Here is an 18651-nt window from a genome sequence, read left to right as displayed (position 1 = left end):
TGACAACACATCGCCGTGACTTTTTTAGGTTATTTTCATATATAAAATCAAGCGATCCCGCTTTTTGGGATAATATCAAGGTGACATAAATGGAGATCAGCAAGACTTACGAAGCAACTCAAATCGAGCGGAAATGGTATCGGTTCTGGGAAGAAAGCGGCTATTTCAAGCCGGGCGGAGACGCATCCAAACCGCCTTTCACCATCCTGATCCCGCCGCCGAACGTGACGGGCATCCTGCACATGGGTCACGTGCTCAACAACACGCTGCAGGATGTGGTGGTGCGCTACCACAGAATGTTGGGCGAACCCACGCTTTGGCTTCCGGGCGTCGATCACGCGGGCATCGCCACTCAGAACATGGTGGAAAAGGATCTGGCCAAATCAGGACAGACGCGCCACGACGTCGGCCGCGAAAAAATGCTGGAACTCATCTGGGCCTGGAAACAAGACAAGGGCGACCGCATCATCGACCAGCTCAAGCTTCTGGGCTCCTCCTGCGATTGGGACCGGTTGCGCTTCACCATGGACGAAATGCTCTCCCGCGCCGTGAAAGAAGTCTTCGTAAGCCTCTACGAACAAGGCCTGATCTACAAGGGAAAATACATCATCAACTGGTGCCCGCGCTGCGTGACTGCTTTGGCCAACGACGAGGTGGAACACGCCGACGAGACCGGAAAACTCTGGTACATTCGCTACCCCTTTGCCGATGGTAGCGGCCATCTGGTGGTTGCCACCACGCGTCCGGAAACCATGCTGGGCGATACCGCCGTGGCAGTGAATCCCAAGGACGAACGCTTCCAAAACCTGATCGGCAGGGAAGTTCAGCTACCCCTCACCGGCAGAACGATTCCCGTGATCCCGGATGAATATGTGGAGATGGAATTCGGCACCGGCTGCGTGAAAGTTACTCCCGCCCACGATCCCAATGACTTTGAGATTGGCCAACGCCACGACCTGCCCCAGCTTCTGGTGATGGACGAGCACGGCGTGATGAACGCCTCTGCGGGAAAGGATTTTGAGGGTCTGGACCGCTTTGCCTGCCGCGAGGAAGTGGTGCAGATGCTCGACGAGCAGGGCCTGCTGGAAAAGATCGAGAACCACGAACACGCCGTAGGGCACTGTTATCGCTGCGACACAGCGATCGAGCCTTATCTTTCCGACCAGTGGTTCGTGAAGATGAAGCCCCTGTCCGAACGCGCCATCGAGGTGGTGGAAAAGGGCGAAGTGCGCTTCCAGCCTGAACGCTGGACCAAGGTTTACATGCACTGGATGAACAACATCCGCGACTGGTGCATCTCCCGCCAGATCTGGTGGGGACACCGCATCCCGGCTTTTTACTGCCTGGAATGCGGCGCCATGGTGGTAGCGAAAGAAACCCCTTCCGCCTGTCCGGATTGCGGCCACACGGCTTTCCGCCAGGATGAGGACGTTCTGGACACCTGGTTTTCGAGCTGGCTCTGGCCTTTCTCCACTCTGGGCTGGCCCGACGAAACGGCTGACCTGAAACGCTTTCTGCCCACCCAGGTGCTGATCACAGCCCCGGAAATCATCTATCTCTGGGTGGCCCGCATGATCATGAGCACCCTGCATTTCAGGGATGTGATACCTTTCGACACTGTCCTCCTGCACGGCACCGTTCGCGACGAACTGGGCCGCAAGATGAGCAAATCCCTGGGAAATTCGCCCGATCCCATCGACATCATCGACAAGGCGGGGGCCGACGCCCTCCGCTTTTCCATGGTCTTCGGCACCCCAAAAGGCGCGGATGTCATTTATTCCGATGCCATTCTGGAAACCGGGCGCAACTTCGCCAACAAAATCTGGAACGCCTATCGCTTCATCATGATGAACGTGGGCGAGGGCGAAAAACTGCCTGACAGAAAGGATTTGAAGCTGGAACTGGCCGACCGCTGGATCTATTCCCGGCTCAATGAAACCGCCCGCGAAGCAGCCAACCACTATCAGAACCTGAGGCTGAACGACGCCGGGCAGTGCGTGTTCCAATTCATCTGGGACGAATTCTGCTCCTGGTATATAGAGCTATCCAAAGACCGCCTCAATTCCGAGGACCCCGCCGCGCGCGGCACCGCGCTCTACATCCTTCTCGACGTGATGCAGTCTGCCATGCGCCTGCTGCATCCCATCATGCCCTTCATCACGGAAGAGATCTGGCAGAGCGTGAAGACCGTGTTTCCGCAACCCGAGGAAGCCCTGATCGTGGCGGCTTTCCCTGTCTGCGACGACACTTTGGTCGATCCCGCCATTGCCGACGACATGGCCTTCATGCAGGAAGCCATCTCCGCCGTGCGCAACCTCCGCAAGCAGATAAATCTCTCTCCCGGAGCCAGGATCAACCTCGCCATCAGGGTCGCGGCAGAGCAGCAGAAAGACCTTTTCGCACGCTATTCCGCCTATTTCGGCAAACTGGCTAAGGTTGACGAACTTGATGTGGCCACAGACCTGGCCAAGCCGCCCGCCTCCATCGCCGCCGTGGTGCGCAACATCGAGATTTTCCTGCCCCTGAAAGGGCTCATCGACTTCGACGCGGAGCGCCAGCGCCTGGGCAAACAGATCGAAAAAATGCAAAAGGAACTCGCCGGAGTGAACGCCAAACTCCAGAACCAGAACTTCATCGCCAACGCCAAAGCCGAGGTGGTGGAAAACGAGCGCCAGCGCTTTGCCGAGCTCAAGACAAAACTGGACTTGACAAAAGAGCTGCTCGCTGATTTGAGGTAACAATACATCTTTTCCCGGTTTCGAGCAGAGACCGGCACCGCGGCCCTTGAAGCCGCTCACAGCGATAGAAAGTGGGGCTATAGCTCAGTTGGGAGAGCGGAACGTTCGCAATGTTCAGGCCAGGGGTTCGAATCCCCTTAGCTCCACCACTTTTTCTATCGCCTTGCAATTACCCGCTTTACCCTCCCAAACCTGCTGTCGGTCAGGCCCTTAGCGCTCGTTTCCATACCCCTCCCACGCCCCACGCCAAATCCCCGCATCAAATGCGGCCATTGTGCGGGAGGCGAATCCGCAACACATCGAAAGGCCTTAACGGCCAGACGGTATCGCTTCGCTCCTCCGCAAAATCCGTCTGCACAGGGACACCCTCCACAACAAGTCGCTTGAAAGATCCCATCTTGCGGAAGCAAGGCAGATGAAAACCAGGTTGCTCTGAAAATAGGGGAATGCCGGCAATTTTGTGCTTGACAGAAAGCGGCGCCGCGAACCAGGTTGCGAATCAGGATTATGCGCAGATTTTTGGCTTTTCTTCTGCTTGCGGCGCTGTTGATAACGGCGCCTGCCCTGGCGTGGGCAAAAAACGCTAATCGCGTGGTTTTGAAGGTGTTCGAGCTGCCCGATCCCCGCAAGACCGATGCCTATTCGCGGGCCAATCTGGCGGTGGTGGAGGCGTTCCGCAAGAAGTTTCCCCACATAGAGTTGCGCGCCTTTTCCGGCATCCAGATCGAGAACATGGACCTCGACGCCGGGCCCTTGATGGCCATCGCCGGAGGAGTGGCGCCGGATATCCTCTACGTGAATTTCCGCCAGAGCGACACCTATATCCAAAACAATTTCCTCTATCCGCTGGATGAATTCCTGGCCTCCGAAGACCCCGCCGCGTTGACCCTGCGGGTGGAACAGCCTGTCTGGCAAGTGATTCGCCGCGCCCGCAAGGGCAGCAAAACCGAATATACCTGGATGCTGCCCTACGAAACGCTGGTGCGGGTGCTGATGTACCGAAAGGACGTGTTTCGCCGGGCCGGGCTCGACCCGCAAAAACCGCCGCGGACCTGGGACGAATTTTTCGCTTACGCGCGCCGGCTCACCGATCCTGAGCAGGGCGCCTGGGGCACGGTTTTGGCTTCCGGTCCGCAAGCCGCTTACGACTGGCTGCCTTTTCTCTGGGGCGCCGGGGGCGAAGCCGTCACCTACGACCCCAAAAAGCAGGAATGGCGCGCTTCCTTCGCCGGAGAGGAAGGCGAAGTGGCGCTGGATTTTTATCTAAAGCTGGTGGCCACCAAATGGCACGACAACCAGGGACGCCCGCAGACCGGTTTCGCCCTGCGGGAAGGGGACTGGGGCTATCTCTGGCAGGAAGGCAAGATCGGCATGCGGATGGACTATCTTTCCCAGCAAAACCTTGGCGGGGTTTACGATCCGAACCTCTATGCCTTCGCCCCTGCCCCGGCCGGGCTTTCCGGACGCGGCGGTAGCGAAATCAACTGCCGCATGATGGGCATCTTTTCAGGGGCCGGGATCAGCAACAATTCCGGGGTGGGCGACCGCGATCCCAAAGCTGTGCGCCAGGCCGCCTGGGAATACATCCGCTTTTACGATTCAGAGGAGGCCCGCCAGATCCGCATGAAGGTGATGGTGGACAGCGGTTACGGACGCATGCAAAACCCTGTGTTCCTAAAACGTTACGGATACGAGGAATATCTGCGCTACGCGCCTGCGGGCTGGCTGGAAACCTTCGAGACCGCCATGCGCGAAGGCCGGCCGGAACCCTTTGGCGACAACTGCCAGAAAGTGTATGAATACATGACCTATCCGCTGGAGGAACTGGTGGCGCTGGGCCTGAAAGGCAGGCTGCCAAAGGATCCCGGACAGAGGAGGGAATTGATCGCGTCCGTGCTGCGCCAGGGCGAGGCGCGCACAAACCAGGAAATGATAGGCCACATCCCGCCAGAGACCAAGGCCTTCCGGGAACGCCTGGCGATGCTGATCGCCATCTTGATTTTGCTGGCTTTTTGCTTCACCCTCTGGCGGGTTTGGAAGCTGCTCAGCCCGGAAGCGCATAGTTCTGCCAAACTGAGGTTTAACCACCGCATCTGGGTTATTCTGCTGCTTGCTCCGGCAGTTATCACCATCCTGGTCTGGAAATACCTGCCCATGGTCACCGGTTCGCTGATGGCCTTTCAGGATTACCATATCGTGGGGGCCAGCCCCTGGATCGGTTTCGGCAATTTCGCCACGGTGCTGTTCGATCCGGCCTGGTGGGCGTCTGTTGGTAAGACGTTGTATTACATGGCATTATTGCTTGGCTTGGGCTTTTTGCCACCTCTGGGGCTGGCCATCCTGCTGCAGGAGGTTTCGCGTGGGAAAATGCTCTACCGGGTGATCTACTACCTGCCCGCGGTGATCAGCGGGGTGATCGTTATCTATCTCTGGAAGTTGCTGTACGACCCCTCCGACGCCGGCATTCTGAACCAGATGCTGCTTTCCCTGGGACTGCCCAAAAGCATGTGGATAAAGGATGAATCGCTGGCCATGCTCTGCGTAGTGCTGCCAACCGTCTGGGCCGGCGTGGGACCGGGTTCGCTGATCTATCTGGCGGCACTAAAAAACATACCCCACGAGCTCTATGAGGCCGCGGACATCGATGGCGCCGGCTTCAGGGCCAAGCTCCGCCACATCGTGCTGCCCAGCCTGAAAGGACTGATCATCATCCAGCTCATTTCCGCCTTCATCGTGGCGGCACAGAGCAGCGATTTCATTCTGGTGATGACCTTTGGAGGCCCGAACGAAGCCACCCGGGTGGCGGATCTGATGATTTTTGAAAAGGCCTATCTTTACCTTCGTTTCGGCCTGGCAACGGCGATGGCCTGGATCCTCAGCCTGATGCTGATGGGCTTCACCGTCTGGCAGATCAAATATCTGTCCCGCATGGAGTTCCGCGCCGTGGGCGACGACCGGGAGGCCGCGTGAGCATCATCGGCAAGGTGGGCCGGCGCTCCGCCAGGGTGAGAATTTTAAACCTCAGCATCCATCTGGTGCTGATCCTGGGCGCCATCACCATGGTCTATCCATTTCTGCTGATGGTCTCGGCCTCGCTGCGTAGCAACGTGGACAGTGGCAGACTGAACCTGCTGCCCAAATATCTGCACAACGAAGAAGCGCTGTTCCAGAAATACCTGGAATCCCGCTACAACGAGGAAAGCAGCCGCCTTGCGGATAACTATGCAGGACGCTGGCTCTCCTTTGCCGAGGCGCGCCTGCCGGAGAAGCTATCTCCCACTTTGTTCAATGATTGGCATGAGTTTCTGTCCGCCCGGCCCCAAGGGGTTTACGATTACTATGTCGCCGAACATTACGGACGCGGCGTTTATCCCCTGAACCAGCGCCGCTACCGCAAACTGCTGCGGCAGGAAAACGATAACGACCTCACCGCTTTCAACCGGCGCTACAACACCGGAGCCCAAAGCTGGGAACAGATCGTGGTGGAGGAAAAGGAAATCCTGGGGCGCAACTACGTGAGCGTGAGCGACGGCTATCTTGGCCGTTTCCAGGCATTTAAGAAAGCCGTGGGCGAGCGACACCGCAACCATGTCAATCTCGATGGCGCCTTCGCGCAGATGGAACTGGCCCCCCTCTGCGGAGGAGACCTTGTAGCCTTTAATACTGATTCAGGTTTAGGTCTGAACTCCTGGCAGGATGTGGTTTTGAGCGAAAGCTGCCCTCCGGAGGGCCATCCCTTGCGGCCGGCTTGGCTGCACTACGTGCGCGAAGCTCTGAACATACACCACATCAGCCTCTCCGCCTCCGCTGACCCCGCCTTCCAGGACATGCTGAAGGATAAATACGCCGATGTTTCCCTGCTCAATTCCACCTGGCATACAGATTATCCGGATTTCAGCGCGGTGCGGATCCCAAAAGAAGTCCCGGACAGCGGTGCCATGGTTGAAGACCTCACCTGGTTCGTGGAAAATGCCGCCGCACCGGAACATCTGAGGGTGCGCAACATTGGCAACGAATTCCGTGCCTGGCTGAAGCGGAAGTATCAAAGTGTGGAAGCACTGAACTCAGCTTGGGATCAGGGCGTTGGCGGCTGGGACAAGCTAACCCTGCCCAAAACGGCCCCGGCGGAAAACCTCGCCCTCCAAAGCGACTGGCTGGAATTCGCCCAGGGCAAAGGAATAGCCTGGCTGGAATTGCTGCCCAGCGCTCAAAGCGACTGGTTGGCCCTGCTCGCGGAACGCTTTCCCGGTCGGGGCGGCAAGCTGGATTTGGTACAAGCAAACCGATACATGGGTAGCAGTTACAGCTCCGAGGAAAACATCTATCCCAGTCCCCACCTGCCCCGGGACAATCAGGCGGCAAAACTCTGGCGGGAGTTTGTGGCTATGCGCTCCACTCCCAGCCAGTTGAGGTTTTCGAGGCAAAAGGAATCGGTTCAGGCCTGGCAGGGGTTTTTGCGGGCAAAATATGGCACGACGGACAGCTTGAATCAAGCCTGGCATCTGGTCGCAACCGGCTTTGATAATATCCCATTGCCCGTCCAGCAGATCGAGGCGCAGACCTTCCTGAAGCACAAAGGCGAGATCAGACGGGAGTTTCTCACCCGCAATTACGCCATGGTGCTGGACCAGATGTTCAACGACGCCCGTTCCCTGCGCAACACGGCCATCTATACCCTGCTGTCCATTTTGCTGGCCGTAACTGTCAACCCCCTCGCAGCTTACGCCCTCAGCCGCTTCAAGCCCCGGCTCAGCTATCAGATTATCCTGCTCTTCATGCTTACCATGGCCTTTCCGGCGATGGTGATGGGCATTCCGAACTTCCTGATGCTCAAGCGGTTGAACCTGCTTAACACCTTCTGGGCGCTGGTGCTGCCTGCCGCCGCGGACGGCTATTTCATCTTTCTACTCAAAGGCTTTTTCGACAGCCTGCCCCGTGAGCTCTATGAAAGCGCGAGCCTCGACGGAGCCGGGGAATTCCGCCTCTTCTGGCAGTTCACGCTCTACCTTTCCAAACCAATCCTGGCCGTGATCGCCCTCGGGGCCTTCAACGCCGCCTACCGCAACTTTCTCTTCGCCTTCATCGTTTGCCAGGACCAGAGCATGTGGACCCTGATGGTGCACATCTACGAGCTGATGCAGCGCGCCAGCCTCTCAGTGGGCTACGCTGCCCTGGTGATCGCCGCCATCCCCACCCTGGCGGTCTTCGTTTTCTTCCAAAACATCATCATCAAAGGGATAGTGGTCCCGATGGAAAAATAAAGGGGTTTCCGATGCACAACGAAAAGATCCACCTCACCCGGATCAAACGCCTGCTGGAGCGGCAAAAACAGCTTCTGATCAGGGACAAGCTGCCTCTGGAGACTGGATTCTCCGCCACCGGCGGGGATTTTCAGCCCCTGGCGCTCAACTCTGTCTGGGGTAAACCCTGGCAGACGGGCTGGTTCCGGATCAGCGGCAGCATCCCGGAAGACTGGTCGGGAAAGGATTACAGGCTGCTCTTCGATTGCGACGGCGAAGCCTGCCTGCTGCTGGATGGCGTTCCCTACCAGGGTTTCACACCCAAGGTGGATTGGTATCACAAGGCCGCCAAGAATCTGCTTCCCCTTGCATCCATCTGCAAGCCCGGAGAGGATTTCAGCCTGCTCATCGACGCTTCGGCCAACGATCTCTTCGGAGCGCAGAAAGAGGAATACCGCCTGCGCGAATGCGCCCTCGTTACCTTTGACGAAGGGCTTTATCAACGCCTGCTGGACATCTCCCTGCTGCTGGACCTCGCGGAGACCCTGCCGGAAAAAACGGTTCGCCGCCAACGCCTGATCTATGGCCTGAACAAGGTCTGCGATGCCTGGAACACCGATCAGGAAATGGTGCAGGCAATTCTTGGCGATCTTCTGTCCAAACCGGCTCATGCCAGCGCGCTCACCGCCTTCAGTGTTGGGCACGCGCATCTCGACCTGGCCTGGCTTTGGCCGCTTTCTGAAACCCGCCGCAAAGGCGCGCGCACCTTCGCCAACGCGCTGCGACTGCTGGAGCAGTATCCGGACTACGTTTTCGGCGCTTCCCAGGCCCAGCTTTACCAGTGGATGAAGGAAGACCACCCTGCCCTCTACGCGTTGGTTAAAGAACAGGTGAAACAAGGCCGTTGGGAAATCCAGGGCTCAACCTGGGTGGAATTTGACACCGACCTCATTTCCGCAGAATCGATTATCCGCCAGTTCATGTATGGCAAGCGCTTCTTCGAAAGTGAGTTCGGCCAGGCTCCCCGGGTGTTGTGGCTGCCCGACTGCTTCGGTTTTTCCGGCAACCTGCCCCAGTTTCTGAAGGGCTGCGGCGTGGACTGGTTCGTCACCCAGAAACTTAGCTGGAACGAGACCAACGTCTTTCCCCACCACCTCTTCGTTTGGGAGGGGATCGACGGCAGCAGGGTGTTGGCACATCAACTTCCCACCAACGATTACAACTTTTCTAACAACCCCTCCTCCTTTTTGGAAACGGAAAAACGCTATGCCCAGAGCGAACTCTGCGACTCCTTTTTGAACCTTTACGGCATCGGTGATGGCGGCGGCGGGCCCACCCGCGACCATATTGAATACGGTCTGCGCCAGCGAAACCTCGAAGGAGTGAGCAAATTCCGTTTTTCCAGTTCGGCGGATTTCTTCGATCATCTCTCCGGGCTCGACTCCAGCCAGCTTCCGGTAGTCTACAGCGAGCTTTATTTGGAATTTCATCGCGGCACCTACACCACCCAGGCCCGCATGAAACAGGATAACCGCAACAGCGAGAAGCTGCTGGCTGCGGCCGAGTTCATGGCTGTGCTTGCCGGACATGCCTATCCGGAAAAGCTGCGGTGTATCTGGCAAAACACGCTGCTGCTGCAGTTTCATGACATCATCCCCGGTTCTTCGATCACGCCGGTTTACGAGGAAGCCCAGACCATCAGCGCCGCCAACCACAAGCTGCTGAATGACTACATAACCGCAACTGTCCGCGAGATCACGGATACTGGAATGCCCTGCAAAGAAACCAGTTATCTGGTGGTCAACCCTTCCAACCAGGAACTGGATGAATGGCTCGCCTTCCCAAAAGAACTCCAAGGCCTGGTTCCGCTGAACGAATACGGCACCGAACTGCCTTCTCTGGAAACGGAAAACGCCCTCTTGGCCAGGATCCGGGTGCCGGCCTGGGGCTGCCTGCCTTTGCAATTCTCCACCAACGGCTATCTGCCCAAATCCGGGGCCAGTCCAGCCTCCCTGACCTTGGAAAACCGCTTTCTCAAAGTGGAATTGACCGAAACCGGCGGAGTAAAATCCATCTGGGATAAAGAACTGGAGCGCGAACTGCTGGCCTCGGAATCCAACCTGCTCCTGCTCTGGGAAGACGAACCCAACAACTGGGGAGCTTGGGACATCAACCATTTTTACCGTGATACCACACCCCAGGCAGCCAGCGGCGCCACCTTGAACCAAGCCCTCAGTTTCGCGCTGGAAGAAGGGTTCAGCCGCGTGGTGCAGGATATCCGCATCGGCAATTCCAGCCTGCGCCAGACCGTTGAATTGCGCTCCGATGACCGCCTGCTGCGTGTCAGCCACGATATCGACTGGAAGGAAAAACACAAAATGCTGCGCACGCATTGGTTCACGGATGTGCACAACGGAATCGCCAGCTACGGCATCCAAGCCGGCGTGATCAAGCGCAGCAGCAAGCCCAAAAACGCGTTCGAAACTGCCCAATTCGAGGTTCCCGCCCAACGCTTTGCCGACCTTTCTCAGCCTGATCGCGGTTGCGCGCTGCTCTGCGACGTTAAATTCGGCTACCGCGTCGTTGACGGCCAGATGGAGCTGAACCTCCTGCGAAGCCCTGCCGACGTCGATCCCACCGCCGATATCCACAGCCATTCCTACACTTACGCCTTTTATCCCCACAAAGGCGATTACGAACACAGCGACGTTTTCAATCAAGCCGAACACCTGGCCCACAACCTGATCGTGGTGCCAGTGCAAAACCTGCCCGATAAGTTGCCGGAACCCCTTTTCCGCCTGGAAAGCGACCACGTGAACCTGGACACGGTAAAGCCCGCGGAGGACGGTAGCGGCATCATCCTGCGCTTCCACGAATACAAAGGGCAAAGCGGCACCGCGCTGCTTTTCTGTGCCCAAACCCATGCCCAGGCTCGGGAAATAGACCTGCTGGAGCAGCCGCTGGAAACGGCTCCACAAAAGCTCGACCCCTACTATCCGCTCAACCTGGATTTCCGGCCTTTTGAGATCAAAACCATCCTTTTAGAGGAACTCCCATGATCCCTCTTCCGAAACAAATGCATGTGTTCAAAAAGCGCTTCTGGATGACCTCCAGGGTCGATTACCAGCGCAACGCCGATTTGCCAGAAAAGATTTTCCGCTATCTCGTTTCCGACCTCGATGCTTTCTACCATAATCTGATCGATGTAGGTTATCTCGATGACGACCACACCATGAGCGTCATGTTCAAACTCGCCCCCTTCAACAAGAAAGTGCCGCCCGACTATTATTCCCTGAAGGTGGACACCCTGGCCATCCAGATCCAGGCTGAATCCCCAAACGGTATCATCCACGCCGTGCAGACCCTGAAGCAGCATCTTTACGAAGCGTATTATTACATCGACGATGAATTTGGCGAGCCCGGCGACCTGCCCTGCCTGGAAATCCGGGACTGGCCCAGCTATTCCTGGCGGGGACTGCATCTTGACGTGAGCCGCCATTTCTTTGATTTCAAGTTCGTTAAGCGCTATCTGGACTGGATGGCGCATGCCAAGCTGAACAAGTTCCACTGGCATCTTTCCGACGACCAGGGCTGGCGCCTCGAAAGCAAGAAATTCCCCCGCCTGCACGAGGTCGGCGCCTGGCGCAAAGAGGCCGACGGCAGCATCCACGGAGGTTATTACACCCGCCGCCAGATCAAAGCGGTGCTGGATCACGCCGCCTTGCACGGGATCGAGGTCATCCCCGAAATTGACATCCCCGGCCACGCCATGGCGATACTGGCCGCCTATCCCGATCTGGCCTGCCTTCCGCGGGATTTTGAGACCCTCAACGTCTGGGGCATTTCCGAAGACATCCTCTGCGCTGGCAAGGACGAAGTAATCGACTGGTTGAAAGAATTATTCAGCGAAGTAGCTGAGCTCTTTCCCGGCCGCTATGTGCATCTGGGCGGTGATGAAGCCCCCAAGCAGCGTTGGCAGAACTGCCCCCACTGCCAGGCCCGGATCAAAAAACAAGGCCTCGCCGGCGAGGAAGCGCTGCAGGGCTGGCTGGTGCAAACCCTGGCCCAACATCTCAAAAGCCTGGGCAAAACCGTGATCGGCTGGGACGAAATCCTGGACGGCCAGCCTGCCCAGGACCCCATCGTGATGGTCTGGCGCGGTGACGGAATTGACGCGGCCCGTATGGCCCATGACAACGGCAACCGCTACATCCTCAGCCCCTACACAAAGCTCTATTTCGACGCCCGCAACAGTAAATACGATACCCTCGGCACTCACCAGATCATCAATTGGCAGGATGTGCTCAAATTCCGGTTCCAGGACTACACTTTTCAGCGCAAGGAACTCCTGCTGGGGGCCCAGGCCAACGTCTGGACCGAGCATCTGGCCAATAAGGCCGATCTGAAGGAGAAAGTCGCCCACCGTCTTTATCCCCTGGCGGAAATTCTCTGGAACGGAGAACCCGTCGAAGATGTAATGGAATTCTGGAATCGTTGGAGAGATCTGGGATTCAGGCTATGAACCGCCATCCCCGCAATCCGCTGATCACCAGGCGGGACATCGTTTCCAGCCATCCCGCCCTGCAAGACGTTTCCTCGGTCTTCAATCCCGGCGGTGCCTGGCTCGATGGCCGAATCCTGCTGCTGCTGAGGGTTCAGAACCGCGCCCGCGAAACGCTGTTCGTCAAGGCCTGGTCCGAAAACGGAGTGGATTTTCAAGTGGAAGACATGCCGCTGCCGCTGCTGGGGTTGGAAAGCTGTCCCCACCGGATTTTCCACGTTTACGATCCCCGGATAACCAGGCTTGACGGGCTCTATCACGTCATCTGCGCCGTGGATACCGATCAGGGCTGCTTTCTGGGCTGGTTTTCCACGTCGGATTTTGCAGCCCTGGAATTCCGCGGCCTGGTCTCTCCTGCCGACACCCGCAACGGCATCCTTTTTCCGGAGCAGGTCGGAGGACGTTATCTCAGGTTTGAACGCCCCAACACCCTGCTGATGGCCGACAGCGTAAAAACTGGTTCCGACATAGTTTGCGCCTCATCGGACAACCTGCTGAACTGGTCTGGCGCGGAGAAGGTGTTTTCCGGCCGGCCCCACTTCTGGGACGAACTGATCGGCTCGGGCCCGCCACCACTGAAAACCGCGCAGGGCTGGCTGCACATCTACCACGGCGTGGCCACCCATTTCGGGTCCGCAAGCATCTATCAGGCAGGGGTTTCACTACATGACCTCCAGTGCCCCTGGATAACCCTCGCCCGGGGAAAATACAACATTCTGGAACCCCGTGAGACCTATGAGCTTTGCGGCCAGGTGCCAAATGTGGTGTTCCCCACAGCCGCCCTGCCCTGGCAAACCGATAGCCGGGGTTTTGTGGCCCCAAACTCGGAAATTTACGTCTATTACGGCGCTGCCGACACCTGCGTCTGCCTCGCCGTTACTACAATAGAAGAACTTCTGGAGGCCGTGCATGCGCCCTAACACCCTTGTTATCATGCTATTGATCCTCAGCGGCACCCTTCTTGCTGAGACTTTCCCAGTTCCGGCCCTGCCCTTCGAACCGCTTTCCTATCCTTGTTTTCGGGCGGCGGGCTCTCTTGAGATTGATGGCCAAATCGACGAACCCGCCTGGTACGCGGCACCCTGGAGCGCCAGCTTCACCGATATCGAAGGCAGCCTCAAACCCGCGCCCCATCTGGATACCAGGTTCAAAATGCTCTGGGACGGCGAAGGGTTCTACATCGCCGCCCGGCTGGAGGAGCCGCATCTCTGGGCCACCCTCACCGAACATGACGCCGTGATCTTTTGGGACAACGACTTTGAGGTCTTCTTCGATCCCGACGGCGACACCCATCACTACTTCGAGCTGGAACTGAACGCCCTGAACACGCTCTGGGATCTATTTCTGGTGAAGCCTTACCGAGACGAACACAGCTCCATCAACGGCTGGGAAGCCCACGGCATCAAAACCGCTGTCGGCCTCGAAGGCACGCTGAACGATCCCACGGACACCGATACAGCCTGGAACGTGGAGATATTTCTACCCTGGCGGGCTCTGGCTGAAATGGCCGGAACCCCCTGTCCGCCACGCTCAGGCGACTATTGGCGGATCAACTTCTCCCGGGTGCATTGGACTACGGAAATAGTGGACGGCGGCTATCGGAAAGTTCCCGGAATTCCTGAATTCAACTGGGTTTGGAGCCCTCAGGGTCTCATCAACATGCACTATCCCGAACGCTGGGGCCTGGTCTGGTTTTTGGAAGGACCGGCTTCGGACGCCGCCTGGGAACCAGGCCTGCCCGAAATATTGATGGCGGAAGAGTATCTGCGCCAGGTCTATTACGCCCAAAAACAATACCGGATGGACAATGGCAGTTATTCCATCTCCCCTTCGGAACTGGGTTTGGCGCCTTTTCACCACCGGGGAAAGATTTATCTGCCCCGCCTGGAAACAACTTCCCGTTCCTTTTGCGCCACCCTGGAAACCGATGAATTGCCCACTCTTATAATCACGGAGTCAGGGCGGCTGATCCGGCTTCCGCTCCGGTGACCGGGAGTTCCAGGCAGGTTTTATAGCTGAATCAGTCCGTTATTCCTGTTCTTCTGGCGGAGTGGTTTCAGTCTCCTCGGGGGAATCATTGTCAGGGGGAGCTTCTTCGGACCTGGGCAAGTCAGGTTCCTGCGGGGCCTGATACACTGTCTGGGGCTGTTCTTTTTTCTTGCGCAGCAGGAAATAGAGGGCCAGGCCCAGAACGACGAGCAGGGGAATTCCCCAGAGCAGGAAGCCGAACTTTTTCGCGGCGGCAGCGGGGCTGGGAACCTTGTACTGCAGATAGATGGAATCGCCCTCAACCCCTTTGAACTCCCAAGTGTAAACGCCCAGGGAATCGTTCCTGATCTTGGCGTTGGTGTTCACCACCTCGAAGGGGACTTTCCAGGTGACCTTGTTCTCCAGCACCTGGTCCATCACTTCGTTCATTTCTTCCTGTTCGGAATCTTCCTGTCCCGCGTTCATGGCCTTCATCACATCGGGCTTGTAGGAAATGGTGAACAGGCTGTGGTCAGTGCTTTTTTCCTCCTTCACCAATGGAGCGGACGGGGCTTTGGTGCTGTCAGCGAGCAGGGGAAAGAGGTTAAGGTCGGTGACCCGGCTGAAATGTCCGTCCGCTTGGACACCCCTGTTGTCCTTGTCCTCAAAGGCTTTAACTGCCATGCCGAACTTCCCGTAGGCGAGGGAATCCTCCAGGACGCTTTCTTCCTGATCGGGCATGATCTCGTCGCTGATCTTTTTGGAGACCATCTTGATGAAACTGAAATCCACGGAATTGTCTTCATTGACCGTGAACACGGACTCGGTGAAAACGCATCCGGCCAGCAGCAGCGCGGCGCACAGAACTAATGTCAGGCGCATAAAACCTCCCTTGGGTTTGAACTTTCACGTGATGTTGCAATTTGGACAGGCGGAGGTGACTCGTCAAGCAAAATAATCCCCGGCGAAGTGATGAAGGATGTGGGTTCTCACTTTTTTCAGGCTTTCTTTCAAACCGGGCGGTAATCCGGTAGATCGGGCCCGTAGGGCGACATATCGATAGCGAGGAAGCGTAAGCCACTCATACACTGGATTCCGGGTCAAGCTGATAATGACTTGAGTTTGGGAGTTTCGGCGCTTCGGCGAGCGCCGCTACATGGTACTGGCGGTTGCTGTACCGCCTTTTTTCCTAGCGTATAGCGAATGTAGTGAGCATGAACAACAGGAAGCATTGCAAAAATCATTCATTGCTGGCGTTGATGCTTGTTCCTCGCTCGACGGCAGCCTCCAAGGCCACATCATCCCGGACGTCACCGAGCCCGAGAGGTGACTTCCGGGATCCAGAAAGAGCAAAAAACTGGATTCCAGGGCCCTGAGGCTGAATCCCTTTCCCGGAATGACACACGTGATAGTTTGGGCAGATAATGTGGTTGTGGCTGTGGTCATTGCTCCGCTCTCGCCCGGCTTCAGAGTGTGGCTGTGTGGAAGCGAAGCCAACTGGCCGTTAAGGCCTTGTCCTGAATCCCAGACGTGCCTCCCGCATAATGGCCGCATTTGATGCGGGGATTTGGTGAGAGGAAAGAGAGGGAAATGGACACGAGCGCTAAGGGTGTAGCTGACAGGACACAGCGGCAGGCAAGCAGTTTTGGCTCTATTTTTTATTAAGTGGCTGCGGGCGTTCAATCAAAAAGCAACCTGGATAGTGGCAGAACTGTGGGGAATGATGTCTGTCGCCCGCAAGGGGCTCAGGAGGTAGTTTGGATCCATTGTCGAGGGGTTCTGTTCGCTGCGCTCATTGCACGCCCTCGCTATGATCTGCAGCCCTCCGGGCTATCGAAAGAAAACCACAACTGCATGAGACTCAGCTTCATTTATACTGGATAAACTTGGTCTTCGCTTAACTTGCATATACCCACCCAATTGAAAATAGCCTGATTTTCGATATTTACAATTTTGACTCCTCATTTATCCTATCCTATCCACCTCTTACTCACTTCCCATTAAGTTCTCAATGGAGCATTGTGAACTCAGCGGGATGTGAATGGGATGTTAGTAGGTCAGAGCAAATGGCCTGAGGATGAGATAATATTTCCGGTGAGTAGTTCACTTACGGGGAAACATGTGACTTGTACACCCAAGTTCCTGCCTTTTCTCCGGCTGTCGAGAAGAAGTCCATATAGTTTAAAACCTTGTCATTCCGGTGCATTCACTCTCCCATAGAGCAGTAAATTACTAGGTTCTGCGATTATTTATGGCTTTTTTCCCGACCATTTCTATACGGGTATCCGCAAAGAGAAGCATAATTTATCGATTGACAATCAGAGGGGATACGGCGATGTATGGTTTTGGGTGTAAAAGGTTAAGGAAACCCGCTTTCCGAAAACGTTAATCCTTTGCCAATAAAGCCTATCAGGAGTGTTCATGGATCGTTTATATGACAGGCGGCTATCCGTCAAAGAGACATCTGCTTACCTCGGGATAAGCGATGAAACGGTATATAGCTGGATACAATTCCACGATATGCCCACACACATGATGGGCGATTGGAATTTCAAAATCAATGAGTTAGATGAGTATGTCAAGGCTGGTGGAGCGACACTTTGATGAAGAGGATAGGATTGTCCCGGATTATAAGAAGCAGGTGCCGTGGCTCAGGGAATATGAGGCGGGGTTGGATGTGTAGGTTGCTATTTAGCCTATACCCCTGTTTTGTCCAGGGGGTGATTTATAATGAGAATGCGGATAAGCAAAATAAATCATTTAGGAGTTCAGAATGAGCTTTTGGAAAACACTGGCAAAGATTGGCAATGCGGTCATAGAAGAAGGCATGAAGCAGCAGAGCAAGCAAATGCGAAATGGCAGCAGAAATTCGGCCACCGGAAGAATGGAAGTCCCAACTGTTGGTGGAAGGACCTTCAGAGAATGGGAGAGCAAGTGGCAGTATGTAGGCTATCTGGACAGCATCGATCTTAGCCCATATTCCTCTTACGTTGGGCTTTACAAAGCCGAACTGGATGGAAAGGTCATGTATGTCGGCAGAGCCGTCGAATATTCGAATGGTGGTATCAGGAAGAGATTATCTGACTATACCAGAGAGTCAGACAGTGCCAGGAAACACACATCGGGGAGGCTAATGCACGCACATGCCGCTGATCTGGAGATATATGTCCTGCTGGTTGGAAGGGATGAGGAAGCGACTGAAGCAACCAGAAAGCTCGAACGCTACTTTATCGGCAAATACTCTCCCGAGTGGAATAAGATGCTAAAGTAGTTGGGAAATACACTCAAGGTACAGGATGGCAATGAAAAACCTTGACTGTTTAGCTATGGCAGGAATAATGAAACGCATCAATAAATTGGTGAGAATTGTGTGAGGAATCAAGCTTTGTACAGGCAATGGCAGATGCTGCATCTGATAAACCAGCATCGGCTGAGCGGCATATCCAAAGGTGAATTGGCAACTCACTTTGGGGTATCAAAGAAGACTATCGCCAGGGATATCACAAACCTATCCTCTTGCGGATTTCCCATTTACGAAGATCAGGACATGGACAGGGGCAATCAGGTTTTCTACTATTTCACAGAGGGTTATCGCCTTCCTGATTACACGCTGAATTACGAGGATATCCTCAGCCTCTCACTGGCAAGCAAGCTTTGGGAGGAATCGGGTTTGGTTACTGCCGATAGCATCAAAGGCATTCTGACCAAGATCGAAACCAAGCTGGATAAATCCATCCTGAAATTCTACCGTGATGTCCAAAAAGCGTTGATCAGTGACAGCACCGGAACTCTATCAGATTCGGACTCAATGCCTGAGAAACTAAGCCTGATACTGAAAGCGATATTGAATTACAAGATTATCTCTTTTGATTATTATAGCGTGCAGAACCAGCGGCACAGCCACAAGGAAGTCTCGCCTCTGGCAATCAAGTATTTCAACCACAATTTCTACCTGGCCGGATACTATAAAAAGATAGATCAGGTGATCGTTTTTGCCCTCAATCGGATGGACAACATCAAGCTTGGCGATAGACCCCAACACGAGGTGGATTTTGATTCCAAAACCTACTTTGACAGTGGCTTTGGCATCTATACCGGGGAGGTGTTTCAAGTAAAATTGCAATTCTTTCCTCCCACCTCGGAT

General features: G+C 55.7%; 11 protein-coding genes and 1 tRNA gene. 11 read left to right on the top strand and 1 reads right to left on the bottom strand.

Annotated features, from left to right (window positions below; all coding sequences use genetic code 11):
- Window positions 1–89: 89 nt before the first annotated feature.
- From GX466_00740 to GX466_00705, 8 genes are all read left to right on the top strand, one after another.
- A complete protein-coding gene (locus GX466_00740; GenBank protein ID NLH92740.1) occupies window positions 90–2738 on the top strand; it encodes a valine--tRNA ligase in 2649 nt (882 codons plus the stop codon).
- Window positions 2739–2811: 73 nt separating this feature from the next.
- Window positions 2812–2887, top strand: a tRNA-Ala gene (locus tag GX466_00735).
- A 358-nt stretch (window positions 2888–3245) separates the two neighbouring features.
- Window positions 3246–5708, top strand: a complete 2463-nt coding sequence (locus tag GX466_00730) for an extracellular solute-binding protein (protein ID NLH92739.1) — start codon at window positions 3246–3248, stop codon at window positions 5706–5708.
- Window positions 5705–7999, top strand: a complete 2295-nt coding sequence (locus GX466_00725) for an ABC transporter permease subunit (protein NLH92738.1) — start codon at window positions 5705–5707, stop codon at window positions 7997–7999. The genes GX466_00730 and GX466_00725 overlap by 4 nt, the downstream gene beginning before the upstream one ends.
- A gap of 11 nt (window positions 8000–8010) precedes the next feature.
- Window positions 8011–11037 (top strand): alpha-mannosidase, encoded by a 3027-nt coding sequence (locus GX466_00720; GenBank protein ID NLH92737.1) that lies wholly within the window; start codon window positions 8011–8013, stop codon window positions 11035–11037.
- Window positions 11034–12500, top strand: coding sequence for a beta-N-acetylhexosaminidase (locus tag GX466_00715; GenBank protein ID NLH92736.1), 1467 nt, complete (start codon window positions 11034–11036; stop codon window positions 12498–12500). Before GX466_00720 ends, GX466_00715 begins: the two co-directional genes overlap by 4 nt.
- On the top strand, window positions 12497–13459 hold the full coding sequence (locus GX466_00710; GenBank protein NLH92735.1) for a hypothetical protein: 963 nt from the start codon (window positions 12497–12499) through the stop codon (window positions 13457–13459). The genes GX466_00715 and GX466_00710 overlap by 4 nt, the downstream gene beginning before the upstream one ends.
- A gap of 13 nt (window positions 13460–13472) precedes the next feature.
- Complete coding sequence (locus tag GX466_00705) at window positions 13473–14528, top strand: hypothetical protein (protein NLH92734.1); 1056 nt, start codon at window positions 13473–13475, stop codon at window positions 14526–14528.
- A gap of 39 nt (window positions 14529–14567) precedes the next feature.
- Here GX466_00705 and GX466_00700 read toward each other — a convergent pair whose 3' ends face one another.
- Window positions 14568–15389: a hypothetical protein gene (locus tag GX466_00700; GenBank protein ID NLH92733.1), complete on the bottom strand. Its 822-nt coding sequence runs from the start codon at window positions 15387–15389 to the stop codon at window positions 14568–14570.
- Between the two features lie 1539 nt (window positions 15390–16928).
- Between GX466_00700 and GX466_00695 the strand changes: the two genes are divergently transcribed.
- The 3 genes from GX466_00695 to GX466_00685 form a co-directional block, all read left to right on the top strand.
- The gene (locus GX466_00695) at window positions 16929–17111 is read left to right on the top strand and encodes an excisionase family DNA-binding protein (protein ID NLH92732.1); all 183 of its coding nucleotides are present in this window, start codon (window positions 16929–16931) and stop codon (window positions 17109–17111) included.
- Between the two features lie 169 nt (window positions 17112–17280).
- Entirely contained in the window at window positions 17281–17778 is a 498-nt protein-coding gene (locus tag GX466_00690) for a hypothetical protein (GenBank protein ID NLH92731.1), read from the top strand.
- A gap of 132 nt (window positions 17779–17910) precedes the next feature.
- The coding region (locus GX466_00685) for a WYL domain-containing protein (protein ID NLH92730.1) at window positions 17911–18651 on the top strand (741 nt) is incomplete at its 3' end.

The organism is Candidatus Cloacimonadota bacterium (assembly GCA_012516855.1).
Lineage (GTDB): Bacteria > Cloacimonadota > Cloacimonadia > Cloacimonadales > Cloacimonadaceae > Syntrophosphaera.
This window is presented reverse-complemented; position numbering and strand designations above follow the sequence as displayed.

Bases quoted from the DNA above. Each gene is read 5' to 3' on its own strand.
- GX466_00715 (NLH92736.1), top strand. From the start codon at position 11,034: ATGATCCCTCTTCCGAAACAAATGCATGTGTTCAAAAAGCGCTTCTGG.
- GX466_00690 (NLH92731.1), top strand. From the start codon at position 17,281: ATGAGCTTTTGGAAAACACTGGCAAAGATTGGCAATGCGGTCATAGAA.
- GX466_00740 (NLH92740.1), top strand. From the start codon at position 90: ATGGAGATCAGCAAGACTTACGAAGCAACTCAAATCGAGCGGAAATGG.
- GX466_00705 (NLH92734.1), top strand. From the start codon at position 13,473: ATGCTATTGATCCTCAGCGGCACCCTTCTTGCTGAGACTTTCCCAGTT.
- GX466_00695 (NLH92732.1), top strand. From the start codon at position 16,929: ATGGATCGTTTATATGACAGGCGGCTATCCGTCAAAGAGACATCTGCT.
- GX466_00710 (NLH92735.1), top strand. From the start codon at position 12,497: ATGAACCGCCATCCCCGCAATCCGCTGATCACCAGGCGGGACATCGTT.
- GX466_00700 (NLH92733.1), bottom strand. From the start codon at position 15,389: ATGCGCCTGACATTAGTTCTGTGCGCCGCGCTGCTGCTGGCCGGATGC.
- GX466_00730 (NLH92739.1), top strand. From the start codon at position 3,246: ATGCGCAGATTTTTGGCTTTTCTTCTGCTTGCGGCGCTGTTGATAACG.
- GX466_00720 (NLH92737.1), top strand. From the start codon at position 8,011: ATGCACAACGAAAAGATCCACCTCACCCGGATCAAACGCCTGCTGGAG.